This window comes from Silvibacterium dinghuense (genome assembly GCF_004123295.1).
Classification (GTDB): Bacteria; Acidobacteriota; Terriglobia; order Terriglobales; family Acidobacteriaceae; genus Silvibacterium; species Silvibacterium dinghuense.
The window spans coordinates 122,405-138,435 of sequence record NZ_SDMK01000003.1 but is presented as its reverse complement, the minus strand read 5'-3'; the positions used below and the strand labels follow the sequence as shown (position 1 = coordinate 138,435).

Annotated in this window: 11 protein-coding genes; 9 read left to right on the top strand and 2 right to left on the bottom strand. The window is 62.1% G+C overall.

Going from position 1 to position 16,031, the window contains the following annotated elements; translation table 11 throughout:
• Window positions 1–159 precede the first annotated feature (159 nt).
• The 6 genes from ESZ00_RS14570 to ESZ00_RS14545 all read left to right on the top strand — a co-directional run bounded on the left by ESZ00_RS14570 (window position 160) and on the right by ESZ00_RS14545 (window position 7,729).
• Window positions 160–603: a division/cell wall cluster transcriptional repressor MraZ gene (locus ESZ00_RS14570; protein ID WP_129209054.1), complete on the top strand. Its 444-nt coding sequence runs from the start codon at window positions 160–162 to the stop codon at window positions 601–603.
• Between the two features lie 25 nt (window positions 604–628).
• Window positions 629–1,576: a 16S rRNA (cytosine(1402)-N(4))-methyltransferase RsmH gene (gene rsmH, locus ESZ00_RS14565; RefSeq protein WP_129209053.1), complete on the top strand. Its 948-nt coding sequence runs from the start codon at window positions 629–631 to the stop codon at window positions 1,574–1,576.
• 159 nt (window positions 1,577–1,735) lie between these two features.
• Window positions 1,736–2,251, top strand: coding sequence for a cell division protein FtsL (locus ESZ00_RS14560; protein ID WP_129209052.1), 516 nt, complete (start codon window positions 1,736–1,738; stop codon window positions 2,249–2,251).
• Between the two features lie 171 nt (window positions 2,252–2,422).
• On the top strand, window positions 2,423–4,798 hold the full coding sequence (locus ESZ00_RS14555; protein ID WP_229741371.1) for a penicillin-binding transpeptidase domain-containing protein: 2,376 nt from the start codon (window positions 2,423–2,425) through the stop codon (window positions 4,796–4,798).
• Between the two features lie 7 nt (window positions 4,799–4,805).
• Entirely contained in the window at window positions 4,806–6,356 is a 1,551-nt protein-coding gene (locus ESZ00_RS14550; RefSeq protein WP_308419078.1) for a UDP-N-acetylmuramoyl-L-alanyl-D-glutamate--2,6-diaminopimelate ligase, read from the top strand.
• Complete coding sequence (locus tag ESZ00_RS14545) at window positions 6,353–7,729, top strand: UDP-N-acetylmuramoyl-tripeptide--D-alanyl-D-alanine ligase (RefSeq protein WP_129209051.1); 1,377 nt, start codon at window positions 6,353–6,355, stop codon at window positions 7,727–7,729. Before ESZ00_RS14550 ends, ESZ00_RS14545 begins: the two co-directional genes overlap by 4 nt.
• 15 nt (window positions 7,730–7,744) lie before the next feature.
• On the opposite strand, the gene ESZ00_RS14540 is transcribed toward ESZ00_RS14545, so the two are convergent.
• Window positions 7,745–9,145 carry an amidase gene (locus tag ESZ00_RS14540; RefSeq protein ID WP_129209050.1) on the bottom strand — a complete coding sequence of 467 codons (1,401 nt, stop codon included), beginning with the start codon at window positions 9,143–9,145 and terminating at the stop codon, window positions 7,745–7,747.
• On the bottom strand, window positions 9,142–12,576 hold the full coding sequence (locus tag ESZ00_RS14535; protein WP_229741373.1) for a CRTAC1 family protein: 3,435 nt from the start codon (window positions 12,574–12,576) through the stop codon (window positions 9,142–9,144). The genes ESZ00_RS14540 and ESZ00_RS14535 overlap by 4 nt, the downstream gene beginning before the upstream one ends.
• 44 nt (window positions 12,577–12,620) lie before the next feature.
• Between ESZ00_RS14535 and ESZ00_RS14530 the strand changes: the two genes are divergently transcribed.
• From ESZ00_RS14530 to ESZ00_RS14520, 3 genes are read left to right on the top strand one after another with little or no spacing between them, the layout of a single operon-like run.
• On the top strand, window positions 12,621–13,703 hold the full coding sequence (locus tag ESZ00_RS14530) for a polysaccharide biosynthesis protein (RefSeq protein WP_129209049.1): 1,083 nt from the start codon (window positions 12,621–12,623) through the stop codon (window positions 13,701–13,703).
• Entirely contained in the window at window positions 13,700–14,890 is a 1,191-nt protein-coding gene (gene neuC, locus ESZ00_RS14525; protein WP_129209048.1) for a UDP-N-acetylglucosamine 2-epimerase, read from the top strand. The genes ESZ00_RS14530 and neuC overlap by 4 nt, the downstream gene beginning before the upstream one ends.
• On the top strand, window positions 14,887–15,999 hold the full coding sequence (locus ESZ00_RS14520) for a DegT/DnrJ/EryC1/StrS family aminotransferase (RefSeq protein ID WP_129209047.1): 1,113 nt from the start codon (window positions 14,887–14,889) through the stop codon (window positions 15,997–15,999). The genes neuC and ESZ00_RS14520 overlap by 4 nt, the downstream gene beginning before the upstream one ends.
• Window positions 16,000–16,031: the final 32 nt, after the last annotated feature.

Genomic DNA, 16,031 nt, shown 5'->3' with positions numbered 1-16,031 from the left:
AATTTTTCTCCTTTGACGACTTTGCTCAGTGCGCTACGATTGTGGACGAAAGAGGCCCAAAAGGGTCTAAAGTGGTTCGAAGATACGGTTTTTAGCCCTCATCCCTTAGCCGCTGTGGAACGTTAGCACACCGACTCCGGTTGGGCGACGGATTTGATTATGTTTCGCGGCAATTACCCAACTCGAGTCGACGAAAAGGGGCGCTTGAAGCTCCCTGCCGACTTCAAGCGGGTGATGGAAGAGAAGCAGTACGGCGAAACCTTCTACATCACGAGCAGGGACGGCGTGGACGTAGAGATCCACCCGATGAAGGAATGGGAAGAGATCGAGCGGAAGATCGCCGCGATTCCCAACTCCAACCCGGCCAAGAAAAAGTTGATGAACTACATCAACTATTACGGCCAGACGGTTGATATGGATACGCAGGGCAGAGTTCTCTTGCCGCAGCTCCTGCGCGAAAAGACCAGTACGTTAGGCGATGTCCTGATCTTCGGTATGCACACGTTCCTCAAGGTGACCAACCGCGAGAACTTTGTGCAGATGATGGACGAATCGCCCATGACGGCAGAAGACGAGCAGGCGCTCGAAAGCTTCGGTTTGTAGAAAGGTAACCCCTGAGGGGGAGCACATGACAGAACGGGAACGCCATGTGCCAGTTCTTTTACAACAAGCGATCCGATACCTGAACCTGCGACGCGGCGGCACTTATGTCGACGCGACGCTCGGACTGGCAGGACACTCGAGCGCGATTGCGCGGGCGATTGGGCCGGAGGGCAAGCTGATTGCCTTCGACCGCGATCCCGAGGCGCTGGAGCTGGCGAAGGCCAGGCTCCAGGCATTGCGCGAAGAGCTGGGCGCGGAGATGCCCGAGGTGATCCTGCACGACACGGAGTTTTCCGGGATGGCCGAGCTGATTGAGCCGGCGAGCCTGGACGGACTGCTGGCCGACTTCGGCGTGAGCTCGCTGCAGTTCGACGAGGCACACAGAGGTTTTAGTTTTCAGGCGGATGGGCCACTGGAGATGCGGATGAATCCGCGCCAGGGGTACTCCGCCGCACAAGTGGTAAATCAGATGGACGAAAAAGAGCTCGCCAACCTGATTTACGAATTCGGAGAGGAAAGGAGGTCGCGGAGAATCGCCAGAGCCATTGTCAGGGCCCGGCCAGTTACGACGACGGCAGAATTAGCCGGCATCGTGAGGGCTGCGGCCCCGCCAATGAAATCAGACCGCATTCATCCGGCGACCAGAACCTTCCAGGCTCTCCGAATTTACGTGAACGACGAGTTAGGCGAGATCGAGTCACTGCTCAAGGCAGCACCCCGGTTGTTGAAGCCCGGCGGACGCCTGGTGGTGATCAGCTTCCACTCACTCGAAGACCGGCGCGCCAAGGATGCCATGCGCGAAGGCGCGCAGCAGGGGATTTATGAGGCTCTCACCCGCAAGCCGGTGATTGCCGAGGAAGAAGAGACGGATCGCAACCCGCGAGCCCGGAGCGCGAAGCTTCGAGCGGCGGAAAGATTGGCAGCAAAGCCGGGACCGGGCAGGAAGCAGGAGATGCGGTCGCGGAAGTATTAACCATATCGGGCCGGGGTCGTCCCACCGCAACAAACGGCGAAAGTTTTTATCCGCGTAAGACGAGCCCCGTAAGACCTCTCCTCAGAACCCAGCGCCCCGGCCCGGTCGCTTGAGGAGAACGACAAGTTTGAAGTAGAGCAGAGAGCAGGGAGACAACCCATGGCGACACAGGCAATCGCGTCCCCCAACATTTTCGATACCCCTCGCCGCGCCGCTGACCGCATGCAGGAGCGTAACCTTGAGCTGCTTGCGGCACAGCAGCAGCGCGCCCGCCGCGGTCCCACGCCCGAGGTCTTTTTCGTCAAGCGTTTCGACAACAGCCGCATCGTCAAGGCGGCCGATCCGGCACGCGCCAAGGAGATGCGTCTCTTCGCAGTTGTGATGGCGACGCTCTTCGCGCTCATCATGACGTACGGCTGGCAGCACCTCAGCTCCATCGAGTACGGTTATCGCATCGAGAGCGAGAAGCAGCAGCTGCAGCAGCTCGAGGAGCAGAACCTCCAGCTTCGTCTTTCCGAGGCCGATCTTGGCGATCCGGCCCGCATTGACCAGATGGCGCGTCAGCTCGGTCTCACCGCGCCGCAGCCCGGCCAGGTGGTTCGTCCCGATGCGGTTGCCGATCCGAACGCGCCCGCGCTGGCCGAGGCCACGCCGATGCTTCCGGTGATGCGCTAGGACTGGCCGTCCAGGCCTTTCGCCTTCGGCTGCTTCGTGCAGGGCGGATCGCCTGCGGCCTCCGCTCCCTTGGGTCGCGAGCTGGGATGCTGCGAATGGGCATCTTGACCGGTCGAGATTTAGGGCACCCAGGAATGGGATTGAGATAATGATGCTTCACCTGTTCCTGCCATGAACCGTCCGTCTTTTACGCCAGTACAGCCCGTATCGAAGGCCGGTGTCGTCACGCCGATGCGGCGCATGCGGGTGCTCAATGTGCTGGTGTTTCTCAGCTTCTGGTGCCTGATCATCTGCTTTCGCCTGGTGTGGCTGCAGGTTTTTCAGCATCACGAATGGGTAGAGCGGGCTGCACGGCAGCAGCAGCGTACCTTCGAGGTGGCGCCGCGCCGCGGCATTCTTTACGATCGCAATCTGCATGAGCTGGCCATGACGGTGCTGGCCGATTCGATTTTCGCCGTGCCGACGGAAGTGGGCAACGACAAGGCCGCCGAGGCCACGGCGCTGGCTGCGGTGGTGCACACCGATCCTACCGATACCTTCACTTCCGGCGCGCAGATACTTGCCCGGCTGAATGCCTCGCGGAACTTCGCGTGGATTGCGCGCAAGCAGGACCCGGCGGTGATTGCGAAGGTGAAGGCGCTGGATCTCAAGGGCGTCTACACGGTCAAGGAGTTCAAGCGTTTTTACCCCAACAACGATATCGCCGCGCAGGTGCTTGGGTATGTCGGTATCGATGACAACGGGCTTGGAGGTCTCGAGGAGAATTTCGACGAGGATCTCCACGGCACGCCGGGCCGCATGTACACGAATGTCGATGCGCGGCGCCATCGCCTGGGCAGTGAAGAGCGCGAGCCGCTTCCGGGTGAGAACCTGGTTCTGACTATCGACGAAAACATTCAGTACATGGCCGAGCGTGCGCTCGAGCACAATATGGAACGCACTCACGCGAAGGTCGGTACGGTGGTCGTGCAGGACCCGCATACCGGGCAGATTCTTGCGCTGGCGGTGCGGCCGACGTTCGATCCGAACGATTTTCGCCATGCCACGACCGACCTGCTGCGCGATCACGCGGTGAGCGATGTGTATGAGCCGGGTTCGACGTTCAAGCTGGTTACCTATTCGGCCGCGCTCGAAGAGCACGTGGCTACGCCGGATGGGATGGTGGACTGCGGCGGTGGACAGATCAATGTTGCGGGACGCATCGTGCACGATGCTCCCGGCGAGCATTTCGGGAACATTACCGTGGCCAAGGCCCTGGCCGAGTCGAGCGACGTGGCGGCCATCCGCCTGGCGCAGCGCATGGGCGCCGAGCGGTTCTACCAGTACATCAAGGCATTCGGTTTCGGCGACAGGACCGGCATCGAGCTTCCGGATGAGACGCGCGGCCTGTTGAAGCCGGTGCGCAAGTGGAATCCGACGACCATCGGTTCTATCCCCATGGGACAGGAAGTGGCGGTGACGCCGATTCAGCTCATCACCATGGCTTCGACGATTGCCAATGGGGGCGTCTATTTGCCGCCGCATATCCTGATGCAGAGCACCAACGATGTGAAGGGCGATGGCAAGCTGCAGCCTGCGACCTTCCATCCTGAAACGGAGCTGCCGAATCCGCTGCCGGATGGCTCACACCGCGTGATTTCGACGCTGACGGCGGCGCAGATGCGCAAGATGATGGAAGGCGTGGTGGAGTTCGGCACCGGACACCTCACGACCCAGCTCAATGGCTATAGCGCAGCGGGCAAGACCGGCACCGCGCAGAAGATCGATCCGCGCACGCACACTTATTCGAAGACGAACTTTGTCGCATCGTTTGTGGGCTTTGCGCCGGTGAACAATCCGGCGGTGACGATTGCGGTCATCACCGATTCTCCGGACCACAGCATGCACTTCGGCGCCGAGGCCAGCGGTCCTGTTTTTCAGGAGCTGGCGCAGGAGATTCTCGAATACCTTGGCGTTCCGCACGATCAGCCGCTGAGGACGCCGGTGCAGATCGCCAAGGCGGATAGCGCCGCGAAGGCCGTGGACGATGCGCCGCAGGATAACGCCGACGATCTGGATTCGTTGTTTGCCGAGGTCAACAATCTTCCGGCGAATGATCCGCTGCGCTCTTCGCCGGCCGACGGCACGCGTGCTCCTGTTTCGAAGCACGACCTCGATCAGCAGGCTGCCGGCTTGACTCCGCCTGCGCCGGTTGTGCCCGGTCAGCCTGCTGCGCCTCTTATCGATCCGAAGATTCTTGAGGCCAAGCGCGAGCAGGACAAGGAAGAGTCTGCCAAAGAGGTTGCGGATAGCAGGGCGAGTCAGCAGCCGCTCCAGGCGCCATCGTCCACCAGCTCTACTCCGGGTGGAGGCGTGATGGTGGCCTCCGGCAAGAAGGTTGCCGTGCCCTCGTTTGTCGGTGAGCCGGTGCGCAAGGTGATCGAGCAGGCGGGCAGCATCGGCATCACCGTGAAGGTGCTGGGCAGCGGTATTGCGCGCGAGCAGGCTCCCGCGCCCGGAACCATGGTCCCGGAAGGTACCTCCGTGGTGGTGCGCTTCGGGCGCTGATGCGCCTGTGCAGCACGCAGCCGCGCGGATCGCTACAATCATCTCCAGTATGACCTTCGACGACGTCCTCGCCGGCATTCCACTTCTCGATCGTGGCGGTCAGAACCCGCTTCTCCGCGGCATGGAGTACGATTCGCGCCGCATTCCGCCCGGTGGCCTCTTCGTCGCCATGCAGGGCGAAACGACGGACGGCAATCGCTATATTCCGAAAGCGCTTGAGCTGGGCGCCGCGGCTATCCTTACGGATTCTGCCGAAGCCTTTGCCGGGCTGCGCCGCGATCATCCCGAGACTGCGGCAGCCCTCATCGCGCATGGGCGCAATGCGCTCGCTCTGGCCTCGGCGAATTTTTATGCCCATCCGGAGCGTGCGCTGAAGCTCAGCGGTGTGACCGGAACCAATGGCAAGACGACGACTGCCTTTCTGCTCGACGCGATTCTGAATCATGCCGGGCGTAAGACGGTGCTGGTGGGCACGATCGAATATCACGTTGCGGGGAGCGTTCGTCCTTCGCCGCACACCACGCCCGAGTCGCGCGATCTCTACGAGCTGTTGCGTGAAGGTGTGGATGCAGGAGCGAGCGAAACGGTGATGGAGGTTTCCTCACATGCGCTCGAGCAGGGCCGTGTTTTTGCCGTGCCGTACGATGTTGCGATTTTCACGAACCTCACCCGCGACCATCTCGACTTTCATGGCACGATGGAGAACTACTTCGCGGCGAAACGCCGTCTTTTCGATGGCTCTCTGACGGAGGCTCCACGCGTGGCTGTCGTCAATATCGACGATCCGTATGGGGTTCGGCTCGGAGCTGCCGCGCGTGAGGCCGGCGCGCAGACTTACTCGTATGGACTTGCGTCCGGAGATTTTCACGCCTCGGATGTGGAGATGAAACCCTCCGGCATGCGCTTCACGCTGCACTCTCCTGCCGGGAGCATCGCTATCGCAACGCGGCTTACGGGCCAGGTGAATGTCTACAACCTGCTCGCTGCCTGCGCGGCTGCATTTGCGCGCGATCTTTCTCTGCAGCAGATTCAGGCTGGAATCGCTTCGCTCGAGTGCGTGCCAGGCCGCTTCCAGACTGTGGATCGCGGACAACCCTTCACCGTGGTTGTCGACTACGCTCACACCGACGATGCGCTGCGCAACCTCACTGCCCTGGCGCGCGCATTTGTGACATCGAGCGGAGGCCGCGTGCTCACGCTCTTCGGCTGCGGTGGCGATCGCGACTGCGCCAAGCGTCCGCTGATGGGACGGGCTGCCGGCGAAGGCAGCGATTTTGTCATTCTTACTTCGGACAATCCCCGCAGCGAAGAGCCATCGGCCATCATCGCGGACGCGCTCCCCGGTCTTGAGGCGACGGGGACGACATTTGCCGTTGAACCTGATCGCGCTGCTGCGATTTCGCTTGCGCTGCGCGAAGCGCGTGCCGGCGATATTGTTCTGCTTGCCGGCAAAGGGCACGAGAAGACACAGACCATAGGAGCTCACGTGATTCCGTTCGATGATGCCGCTGTCGCAGCAGCCGCTCTTGAAACCCTGCAGGAAGAGGTGCGCGCATGAACCTGGAACTTCACCAGGCCGCACAGTGGTGCAGCGCGGAATTGCATGGGCATACGCCGCACGCCAGCGTGATCACCGGCTACTCCATCGACTCGCGCACCATCCAGCCGGGCGATCTCTTTTTTGCCGTGAAGGGCGACCGTTTTGATGGGCACGCATTTGTGGCCGCGGCTTTCGCTGCTGGCGCTATCGGGGCAGTGGTCGCCTCGAAGCAGCTTGGCCACCTGGGCAGCGTGTCCGGTCCGCTGCTCGCGGTAGAAGATCCTCTTGTTGCCCTGCAGCAGTTGGCTGCGGCGGTGCGGCGCCATTGGGGCAAGCGCGTCGTCGGCGTTACCGGGTCGGCCGGAAAAACTACGACGAAAGAGGCGATTGCCGCGGTGTTGGGTGCGCGTTTCGCTGTCCTCAAATCGCAGGGCAATCTCAATAACGGTTTCGGCCTGCCTCTGCAGCTTTTGAAGCTCCAGCCGGAGCACGAGGTCGCGGTTATTGAGATGGGCATGTCCGCTGCCGGTGAGATTGCCGCGCTGGCGCGCATCGCCGCGCCCGAGTGGGGTGTGGTCACGAATGTGGGCAATGCGCACGCGGAGTTTTTTCCGGACGGCATTGCCGGTGTGGCTCGCGCCAAGTATGAGCTGATCCAGTCGCTGCCGCACCAGGGCATCGCATTTTTGAACTGCGACGATCACTATGTTTCGCAATTCGGACGCGACTTCAAGGGCGCCGTGGTCTACTTCGGGTACGGTCCCTGCGCCGATCCGCGCGCTACCGCTGTCGAGCCGCTCGGCATCGATGGTCTTCGTGTCTCGGTGCTCGCGGGGCAGGAGACGGCGTCGCTGCATCTGCATCTGCCGGGTGAGCACAATGTTTCGAATGCGCTTGCGGCCATCGCCGTGGGGATTGCAGCGGGCATCCCTCTCGAAGCCTGCTGCCGGGCTCTTGAGGCGTTGCTGCCGGATGAGAAGCGCGGGCGCGCTGTTTCTGTGCGCGGCGCGACCATTATCAACGACAGTTACAATTCGAACCCTGAAGCTCTGAAGGCCATGATTGCGACCCTGGCTACGGTCCCGGTGGGGGAGGGGGGACGCCGCATTCTGGTTGCAGGCGAAATGCTCGAACTGGGTGCGCAGGCAGCGGCGCTCCACACGGCCTGCGGCGCGCGTGCCGTTCAAGAGAAGATCGATATTGTGCTCGGCGTGCGGGGAGCGGCTGCTCATATCGTCGAAGAAGTCGCAAAGCGTGGCCGGGAGGCCCATTTCTTTGCAACTCCCGAAGAGGCCGGTGCGTGGCTCCACGAGCATCTCCAGCCTGGGGATGTAGTTCTGTTGAAGGCTTCGCGCGGAGTACGCCTCGAGCGTCTCCTCGATGTTTTGTAGCTGTCGCAGTTACGATTACGGCGCGGCAGGGTAGACGAGCGGCGGCGGCCGGTATCCAAAGGCCCGATCGACGCACCCTGCTACGGTGAGGACAAGCTCGTCTTCAAACGGACGGCCCGCAATCTGCACTCCGATCGGCAGTCCATTGCGGGACTGGCTGACCGGCACGACCGCGGCGGGCGCGGCCAGCAGGTTGAACCACTGGGTGTAACGCATCGCGTCGAGATACTGCACCGGCTGGCCATCGATCTTCCACTCGCGCTCTCCATGCCGGAATGCGGGCACTGAACACGCCGGCAGCAGCAGGATGGGGTATTCGCGCATTTCTGCCAGCAGCTTTCCGCGCACCTCATCGCATTGCGCCCAGGCATCCAGCAGTTGTGTCGCCGTGAGCGGCGGCGCCTCGCCGGAAAGGTGCAAAAACTCGCGAAAGATGGGGCTGAGCTCTGCCTGGCGGCCTGCGATGGCCGGCGCATAGAACATGGCGCCGCATTGCATGAAGAATTTCCACCACAGTTGCCGCGCCTCTTCGAGAGCGGCCGGGCGAAAGGGCTCCACATGAAAGCCTTGCGCTTCGAGGGACTGCACGGCGGCTCGCACAGCCTCGCGCGTCTCTTCCGTCACGGGAGTCAGGCCATCCTCTTCCAGCCAGCCGATCCGTACCTGCTTTGCGGATTCGATCGACATCTCACGCAACGATAGCGGCGGGCTCGCCGGATCGAGGCGATCCTGTTCGGCGAGTGCTTCGAAGAGCAAGGCGACGTCGCCGATGGTGCGCGCCATGGGACCGACTGCGCCGAGGATGGAAAATGGTCCGATACATGGCGGTGTATGTCCGCGCCCGGGGACGCGTCCCGGTGTGGGCTTCAATGCGCTGATGCCGCAGAAGTGCGCGGGCACGCGCACCGAGCCGCCGCTGTCGCTGCCCAGGCCTCCGGCGGACATGCCCGCTGCAATGGCTGCGGCTTCGCCGCCGCTCGAGCCGCCTGCCGAGTGATCGAGGCTCCATGGATTCCGCGTCTTGCCGTAGAGAAGGTTGTCGGTCTCATACGCCATGAGGAATTCGGGGCAGTTTGTTGTGCCGAGAAGCGTCGCGCCGGCGGAGCGCAGACGGGCCACGGCTTCGGCATCCTGCTCTGCGACGTCGCCGCGGAGCAGCGCGCTTCCAATCTCGCAGCGATAGCCGGCGATGGGCACTGTCGCCTTCGAGCTGAGGCAGAGTCCGGCGAGTGGACCGCTCGCGCCTCGTTTCGCCTGCTCGCGCACGCGCCCGGCATCAAATTCGATGAAGGCTCCAAGCGCATTATTCCATTGCCCGATCTGACGGATATGTTCTTCGGCGAGTTCGATGGACGATATTTTACGCGCGCGCAGCATGGCCAGCTGTTCGCGGGCCGAGAGAAATGTCACCGTCATGGTTGCGTATCCGGTTCCGACTTGACCGGCGTGTAATCGAACTGGAAGTGCTGCAGCCGGTCTCCGGACTCGAAGCGATCATCCCAGTTCAGCAGGTAGCGCAGTGTCTCCGGCGTCTCAGGATAATGCTCGGACTTCGGATACGGATAGCTGCTCTCTTCGTGGAAGGGAAGCTGTGCCACGCTGAAGGGCATCGCTTCGTAGAAATCCATGTCCTTCACAAAACCATTCGCATAGAAGAAGTAGTCGCGCTTCCAGTGCGGCGGCAACGGCGGCAGAGATGAGGCTGCAAACTCCGCATCGATCTCTTCGCCGCTGCCGAAGATGACGTACCGGTTATCGGCCGCGGCCAGCAAGGGAGTCACGCTGCCGTAGTGTGTGTATGGGCCGCGCTGCCATTCGAAGGGGCCTGTCTGGCTGATCTTCTCGTAGTTGTAGGTGAGGTCGCCCGGGGTTGCGCCCTCGATCTGCTGCGGGTAGCCGCGGAAGGCGAGGTGCGCCATTCCCAGCGGTAGCTCTGTCTGCCGCATCGGCACACTCTGCGAGGGACCATTGTCTACCAGCGCCTGGTCCCAGTAGATCTGCAGATTCGTGGTGAGGCGGACCTTTGTCGCGCCTGCGGGCAACTTGCCGGTGAGATCGACGACGATGGTGCGTGGCAGACCCGCAGGAAAGCCCATGTCGTCGATGATCCGCTTCCAGCTGCCGTCCGGCATCTGCGCTTCGAGATACGGCGATACCGGCTTGAGGCCGGCCTGCCACGCGGCATACATCGAGCTTGCGCTGAAGTACTCGATATAGCCATGCAGGAAGAGCCGCAGCGGGTTTGCAGGAGACCATGTGCCGAGATCGAGCGTGAGCGTGTGCATGTTGGCGTAGCCTGCGTAGCTCAGGTTGGTGAAGTCGCGCACATACTGATGATCGCGCCTGGCGAGCAGCGGCAGTACGTCGTGCCCATGATCGTCCCAGGCTCCGGCAAGCGGCCGTGTCTGAGCAGAGGCCGCGACAGCCTTGCCCGATGCGAAGGGTGATTCGTCGAGGAAGCGCTCGTCCGGATAGACCTCGGTGCCTTCGGGATGATCGATGGCCACGAGCCGCAGCTGATCGATGTAGTTGATCTCCTCCATCGGCTCGCCGAAGCGCAGGCTCAGGTAGCCGTTGCGGGCTTTGAGCTGCGAGCCCTCCACTTTAATCCATTCATCCGGATCGGCCTGGTTGGTCGCGGTTGGAGAGACCCAGTGTCCGACGACGGCTGCGCCGATCACGTCGGCAACGAACTGGTACTTTGTGCCATCCCATGCGAAAAGCACCGGGCACGAGCTGCCGCGCCGATCCAATTCCTTGAGCTCAAGAGGTTTCGCCGCTGAGATATCGATCTCGTCCTGCGGCACGCCGGTCGGCCACAGGAGGCGCACCACGTCTACCTGCTGGCTCTGTCCGAGCCCGGCCAGAATTTCCGTCGCACCCTGGCTCAGATAGCCTGCTCCGCCGGTGATCTCGAATTTCTGCTTCTGTCCGTTCGAGAAGACCTCAACTTTTGTACCGATGGCTGTCTTGTTGTCCGCGAGCCCGGTCAGTGCAATCCGCAGGGAGTGATTTTTGTTGCCGCCGATATTTTTCAGCGCGATCACGGAGCCATCCGCCTGCGTCACGATCAGGTCTGCGGCCCCGTCTCCGTCGATGTCATCCGCGATCAGTGCGCGCGGATTGTTCAGCTTCAGCTTGCTGGCGCCTACGGCATCGCTGACGTCTTCGAATCCCTGTGGACCGCGATTTCTGAAGACACGCAGCTCTGCGCCAGAGGAGGTTTCGACGATCGCGGCAAGATCCATCCAGCCATCGTTGTCGATGTCGATCGGCGTCAGGCCCCAGGCAGCAGTCGCATCCTTGAGAGGGAGCGGCACCCGTTCGAAGGCGTTGCCTCCGTTATTGCGCCACAGGCTCAGCCCTGGAGAGCCGGCATGCGAAACGGCTACGTCCATCCAGCCGTCTTTGTCGAAATCGAAGACGGCGAGGCCGCGCGATGCGGCGAGCGCGGGCTCGGCATAGAGCGGGAGGGGCAGGAATTTTCCTTCGCGTTGATTCAGGTAGATCGTCGGCGCGGCATCTTCGCCTGCGACCAGCAAATCTACGGCGCGGTCATTGTTGATGTCGGAGAGCGTGGCACCCGCAGTTGTCTTTGTGCCTGCAAGTCCGGTGGGCGCGGTCCATTCTGTAAAGGTCGAGTTGCCGTTGTTGCGCCATAGCACGCTTGGGCCACTGTTCTCTTTGGCTGCGCCGGTCACCAGCAGGTCCACGTCGCCGTCGTGATCGAAGTCGAGGAAGAGCACGCCGGCTGGGCGATTGAGCTGGCGGATGCCTGCTTTTTCCGTCGCGTCCTCAAAGTGTCCGTTCCCGGTGTTGTGATAGAGGACGACCCGATCGGTGAAGGCAATTGCGAGGTCGGGCTGCCCGTCTGCATCGTAGTCGCCGACAGCGCAGGCGACGGCGTCTCCGCTGGCTGTGAGTCCGGTCTGCGCGGCGGGAAGCTCAGTGTAGCCGCTCGCCGAGGGAGTGAAGACACGCAACGCCTGCGAGCCGCTGCCGAGCACCAGAAGATTGGCTCGTCCGCTGTCTTTTGTCGGCAGCAGGCATGCGCCCGCGGCGTGTCCGGCGCCAGGGTTGCTCTGTGGCTGGACAATGGTTTCCGGCTTCAGCGTGACGGGGATCATTGCGCCCGGCGTTACCGGAGGCGCCAGCATGTCTTCGACAGTTGCGTAGTGGCCCTGTTCTCCGTAAGCCGCGCTCAGAGGGCTCGAAATCTTATTCTGCGTGAGCTGCTGAAAGCGCTTCAGGTGCTCGCGGGAACCGGGTGTGTCGCCGAGGCGCTGCAAGGCGCGCGCGAGTCCGAACTGTGCCGAGGCATGGATCGGATTCCGCTCGATCGCAGCTTCATACTCCTGCCTGGCGTGCGCGTAATCACCCAGGCTGAGGTAAAACGAGCCGAGAAAGTAGTGGGCGTCCGCATCCTTCGGATCGAGCGTTACTACATGCTGCATGTCATCGATGGCCTGCCTGGGATTGCCGGCATCGAGGTGCGCCAGCGCCAGCGCGTACCATGCGCGCGGGTTCTTCGCGTCGATTTTTGCCGCCGCTTCGAGAGCGGTTTCGGCCTCCGGCAGTTTTTGCAGGTAAAGCAGCGCTATTCCCTTGTTCAATACTGGAATTGCGGTCTGCGTATCTGCGGTGTGCGCGGCCTCAAATTTTGCGAGAGCCTTCTCGGTGAACTGCTGGTTCATCAGCGCTACGCCCACGTTATTGAGCCGCGAGGCTGCAAGCGATGGAGCGTCCTGGGCGAAGGCCATGGGCGCGCTGCTCGCGCAGAGGAGCAGGCAGAAAGAGGAGGCCAGGCAAAGCGTGGCGCGGCGGATGAGCAATTTGTGCGCGAACATCGTCGGGGCCAATTATAGAAGAGCAAAACGATAGACTGAGAGCGATGCCAGATCCTTGTGACAGCCGCTGGAATGCCCTTTTTCGCTCGATGGAACTCGAGTCCCTGCCGCCCATCGACCGGGCTCTGATCGAGAACAGGCGCGTGCTGGTTACCGGTGCAGGCGGTTCCATCGGCTCCGCGCTTGTCCGCCAGGCAGCCTCGCTCGCGCCCCGGGATCTGGTGCTGCTTGAGGCCTCGGAGCAGGGCCTGTTTCAGCTTACTCAGGATCTCGAGGCGGCATACACGGCGGTGCTAGGCAGTGTGTGCGATGAAAAGCTGCTGCGTGAGCTTTTCGAGTTCCACCGCTTCGATGTGGTGCTGCATGCGGCGGCTTTCAAGCATGTGCCGCTGCTGGAATCGCAGGCTTTCGCTGCCATCGCCAACAACGCTCTCGGCACAAGAGCGCTGGTTCGTGTGGCAGCAGAGGCGGGCACGCCGCGCTTTGTCCTGCTTTCCACCGACAAGGCGGTAGAGCCTGTGAGCATGCTTGGCGTCTCGAAACGTATTGCGGAGCTTGTGACCCTGGCGGCGGGATTCACGGTCATTCGCCTTGGCAACGTGCTGGCCTCGGCGGGCAGCGTGCTGCCGTATTTTCAGCAGCAGCTCGACCGCGGTGAGCCGCTCACCGTTACGCATCCCGAGGTCAGCCGCTATTTCGTCACGCTTGCGGATGCGGTGCATCTGCTGCTGCTGGCCCTGGGCGAAAGGCCGCAGCTTTTCGTTCCGCAGATGGGTGAGCCGGTGCTTATCCGCGAGGTAGCGCATCGGCTCCTCGCATCGATCTCCGAACCGCATCCGGGCATTGTTTATACCGGACTGCGTCCCGGTGAGAAGCTCAACGAAATACTGGTGGCTGCGAAGGAGATGCTCGCGGGGCGGGCAGGTTTTCCGCTGCGTGCGGTGATCACGCCGCAACCTGCGCCACAACAGCTTTCCGCCGCGCTCGATGCGCTTGAGGCGGCAGTGCAGGAGCGCAATTTGTCACAGTTATTGAACGGTATTCGTCTCCTCGTGCCTGACTATCGGCCTGGTGAGCAGATTGAGAATCTGCTCGCGCAGCAAGCTCGGACCGAGGTGCGCGCATGACGGCAGGCAAGCGCACCATCGCCGTGGTCACCAGTTCGCGCGCGGACTACAGCCATCTCTACTGGCCTCTCCGCGATCTTGCCGATCATCCCGGCGTCGATCTGCGCCTGATTGTGATGGCTTCGCATCTTTCTCCGGCGTTCGGCGCGACGGGGAAGGAGATCGAAAAGGACGGGTTTTCTATCGCCGGCCGGATTGAGTGCCTGTTGAGCTCGGACTCCGATATCGGCATGGCGAAGACCATCGGCGTTGCGGTGCAGAGCCTTGCCGATCTTCTCGGTGCGATGCGGCCGGATTTGCTGCTGCTCATCGCCGATCGCTACGAGATGCTTGCTCCGGCCTCGGTAGCGCTGGCGCTGCGCATCCCCATCGCGCATATCGAAGGGGGTGAAGTCAGCGAAGGCGCCATCGATGATGCGGTGCGCAATGCGCTCACCAAGATGAGCCATATTCATTTCACCTCCACGCATGGCGCGCGTGCCCGTGTTCTCTCCATGGGGGAAGAGCCGTGGCGGGTGCACTGCGCCGGAGCGCCTTCGCTCGATCACCTGCGCAGGAGTACCTTGCTGGGCTGTGCGGAGCTGGAGAAGAAGTTAGAAATCGATCTGAGCCGGCCGCCTGTTCTTGTTGCCTATCATCCAGTGACGCTGCGTTCCGATACGACGGAGGAAGCCGAGGCGTTGTTTGCCGCGCTCGAGCAAGTGGACGAGCCGGTGTTCTTCTGCTTCCCGAATGCCGATGCAGGGAGCTACCAGATTATGGAGCGCACCCGCAGCTTCCTTGCCAAGAGAGGGGATGGCCGCGTTTTCGTAAATCTGGATGCGGTCACTTATTGGAGCCTGCTGCGCCATGTTCGCATGCTGGTGGGCAACTCCTCGAGCGGCATCATGGAGACGGCGTCCTTTGTGCTGCCGACGGTGAATGTGGGCCTTCGCCAGAAGGGGCGTGAGCGCGCGAGGAATGTTCTCGATGCCGCGCCGGATGCTGCCGATATCCTTGCGAAGATTTGTATCGCTGGCAGTGACGCATTCCGCGCTTCGCTGGCAGGGATGATAAATCCCTATGGCGATGGCCACGCCGCAGAGCGCATCACCCGTGTACTCACCGACGCGCCGCTCGGCGATGCGCTTCTTATCAAGCAGGCTGTGCCACTGCCTATCCTGCTTTCAGATGAGCCGGGCGCATGAACATCCCGCTTTCGCAGCCGGACATTACCGAGGCCGAGATTGAGGCCGTTACTGCTGTCCTGCGCAGCCCTCAGCTCAGCCTGGGGCCGCGGCTCGTCGAGTTCGAACAGGCCATGGCGGGCTTTGCCGGCGTGCGGCATGGCATTGGCGTGAACTCGGGCACCAGCGGCCTGCATCTTTGCGTGCGCGCGCTCGGCATCGGTGAAGGTGACGAGGTCATTGTGCCGTCATTTACTTTTATCGCGGCGGCCAATGCCATCCGCTATGAGCGCGCGATGCCGGTCTTTGCCGATATCGACCCGCTTACGCTTAATCTCGATCCTGCACAGGTGGAAGCCGCCATTACACCGCGCACGCGGGCGATTATGGCCGTGCACAATTTTGGCATCCCCGCACCGATGGACGCGCTGCTCGACATTGCTGCGCGACATCGGCTCGTTGTCATTGAAGATGCCTGCGAGGCTATCGGCGCAGAGTATCGCGGACGCCGCGTGGGCAGCTTCGGTCATGCCGCGGTCTTCGCCTTCTATCCGAACAAGCAGATCACGACCGGCGAGGGCGGCATGATTGTGACGCGCGATGCTGCGCTCGCTGCGAAAATGCGCGCCTGGCGCAACCAGGGCCGATACGATTCGGCCGACTGGCTGCAGCACGAAGAGCTTGGCTACAACTATCGTCTGCCGGAGATAAATTGCGCGCTGGGTCTCGTCCAGTTGCGCAGGCTGAGTGAGATGCTTGCCGCGCGGTCCTCGGTCGCGGCGATGTACAACCGTGTGCTGGCCGGTGTGCCGGAACTGATTCTGCCTGTGCTCGACGTGCCGGAGAGCAGGCAGAGCTGGTTTGTCTATGTGGTGCGCCTCGCGGATCGTTTCACCGCGCAGCATCGCGATCGGCTTGCGGCCTATTTACAGGAGCAGGGCATTGGCTGCGCACGCTATTTTGCGCCCATTCATCGGCAGCCGAGCTCCCGTGCGTGGTCTGCCGCGCATCTTCCGGTGACCGAGGCTGTCGCTGCGCGCACGCTTGCGCTGCCGTTCTTCAATCGCCTTGGGGAGGATCAGATCGCACGTGTCGCCGACGTTCTGCAGGCAGGGCTGCGCACGCTTTAGGTAGAGTATTTTCCCTGATGTTGTGTAGTCGC

Bases quoted from the DNA above. Each gene is read 5' to 3' on its own strand.
- rsmH (WP_129209053.1), top strand. From the start codon at position 629: ATGACAGAACGGGAACGCCATGTGCCAGTTCTTTTACAACAAGCGATC.
- neuC (WP_129209048.1), top strand. From the start codon at position 13,700: ATGACGGCAGGCAAGCGCACCATCGCCGTGGTCACCAGTTCGCGCGCG.
- ESZ00_RS14540 (WP_129209050.1), bottom strand. From the start codon at position 9,145: ATGACGGTGACATTTCTCTCGGCCCGCGAACAGCTGGCCATGCTGCGC.
- ESZ00_RS14555 (WP_229741371.1), top strand. From the start codon at position 2,423: ATGAACCGTCCGTCTTTTACGCCAGTACAGCCCGTATCGAAGGCCGGT.
- ESZ00_RS14570 (WP_129209054.1), top strand. From the start codon at position 160: ATGTTTCGCGGCAATTACCCAACTCGAGTCGACGAAAAGGGGCGCTTG.
- ESZ00_RS14530 (WP_129209049.1), top strand. From the start codon at position 12,621: ATGCCAGATCCTTGTGACAGCCGCTGGAATGCCCTTTTTCGCTCGATG.
- ESZ00_RS14520 (WP_129209047.1), top strand. From the start codon at position 14,887: ATGAACATCCCGCTTTCGCAGCCGGACATTACCGAGGCCGAGATTGAG.
- ESZ00_RS14560 (WP_129209052.1), top strand. From the start codon at position 1,736: ATGGCGACACAGGCAATCGCGTCCCCCAACATTTTCGATACCCCTCGC.
- ESZ00_RS14545 (WP_129209051.1), top strand. From the start codon at position 6,353: ATGAACCTGGAACTTCACCAGGCCGCACAGTGGTGCAGCGCGGAATTG.
- ESZ00_RS14535 (WP_229741373.1), bottom strand. From the start codon at position 12,576: ATGTTCGCGCACAAATTGCTCATCCGCCGCGCCACGCTTTGCCTGGCC.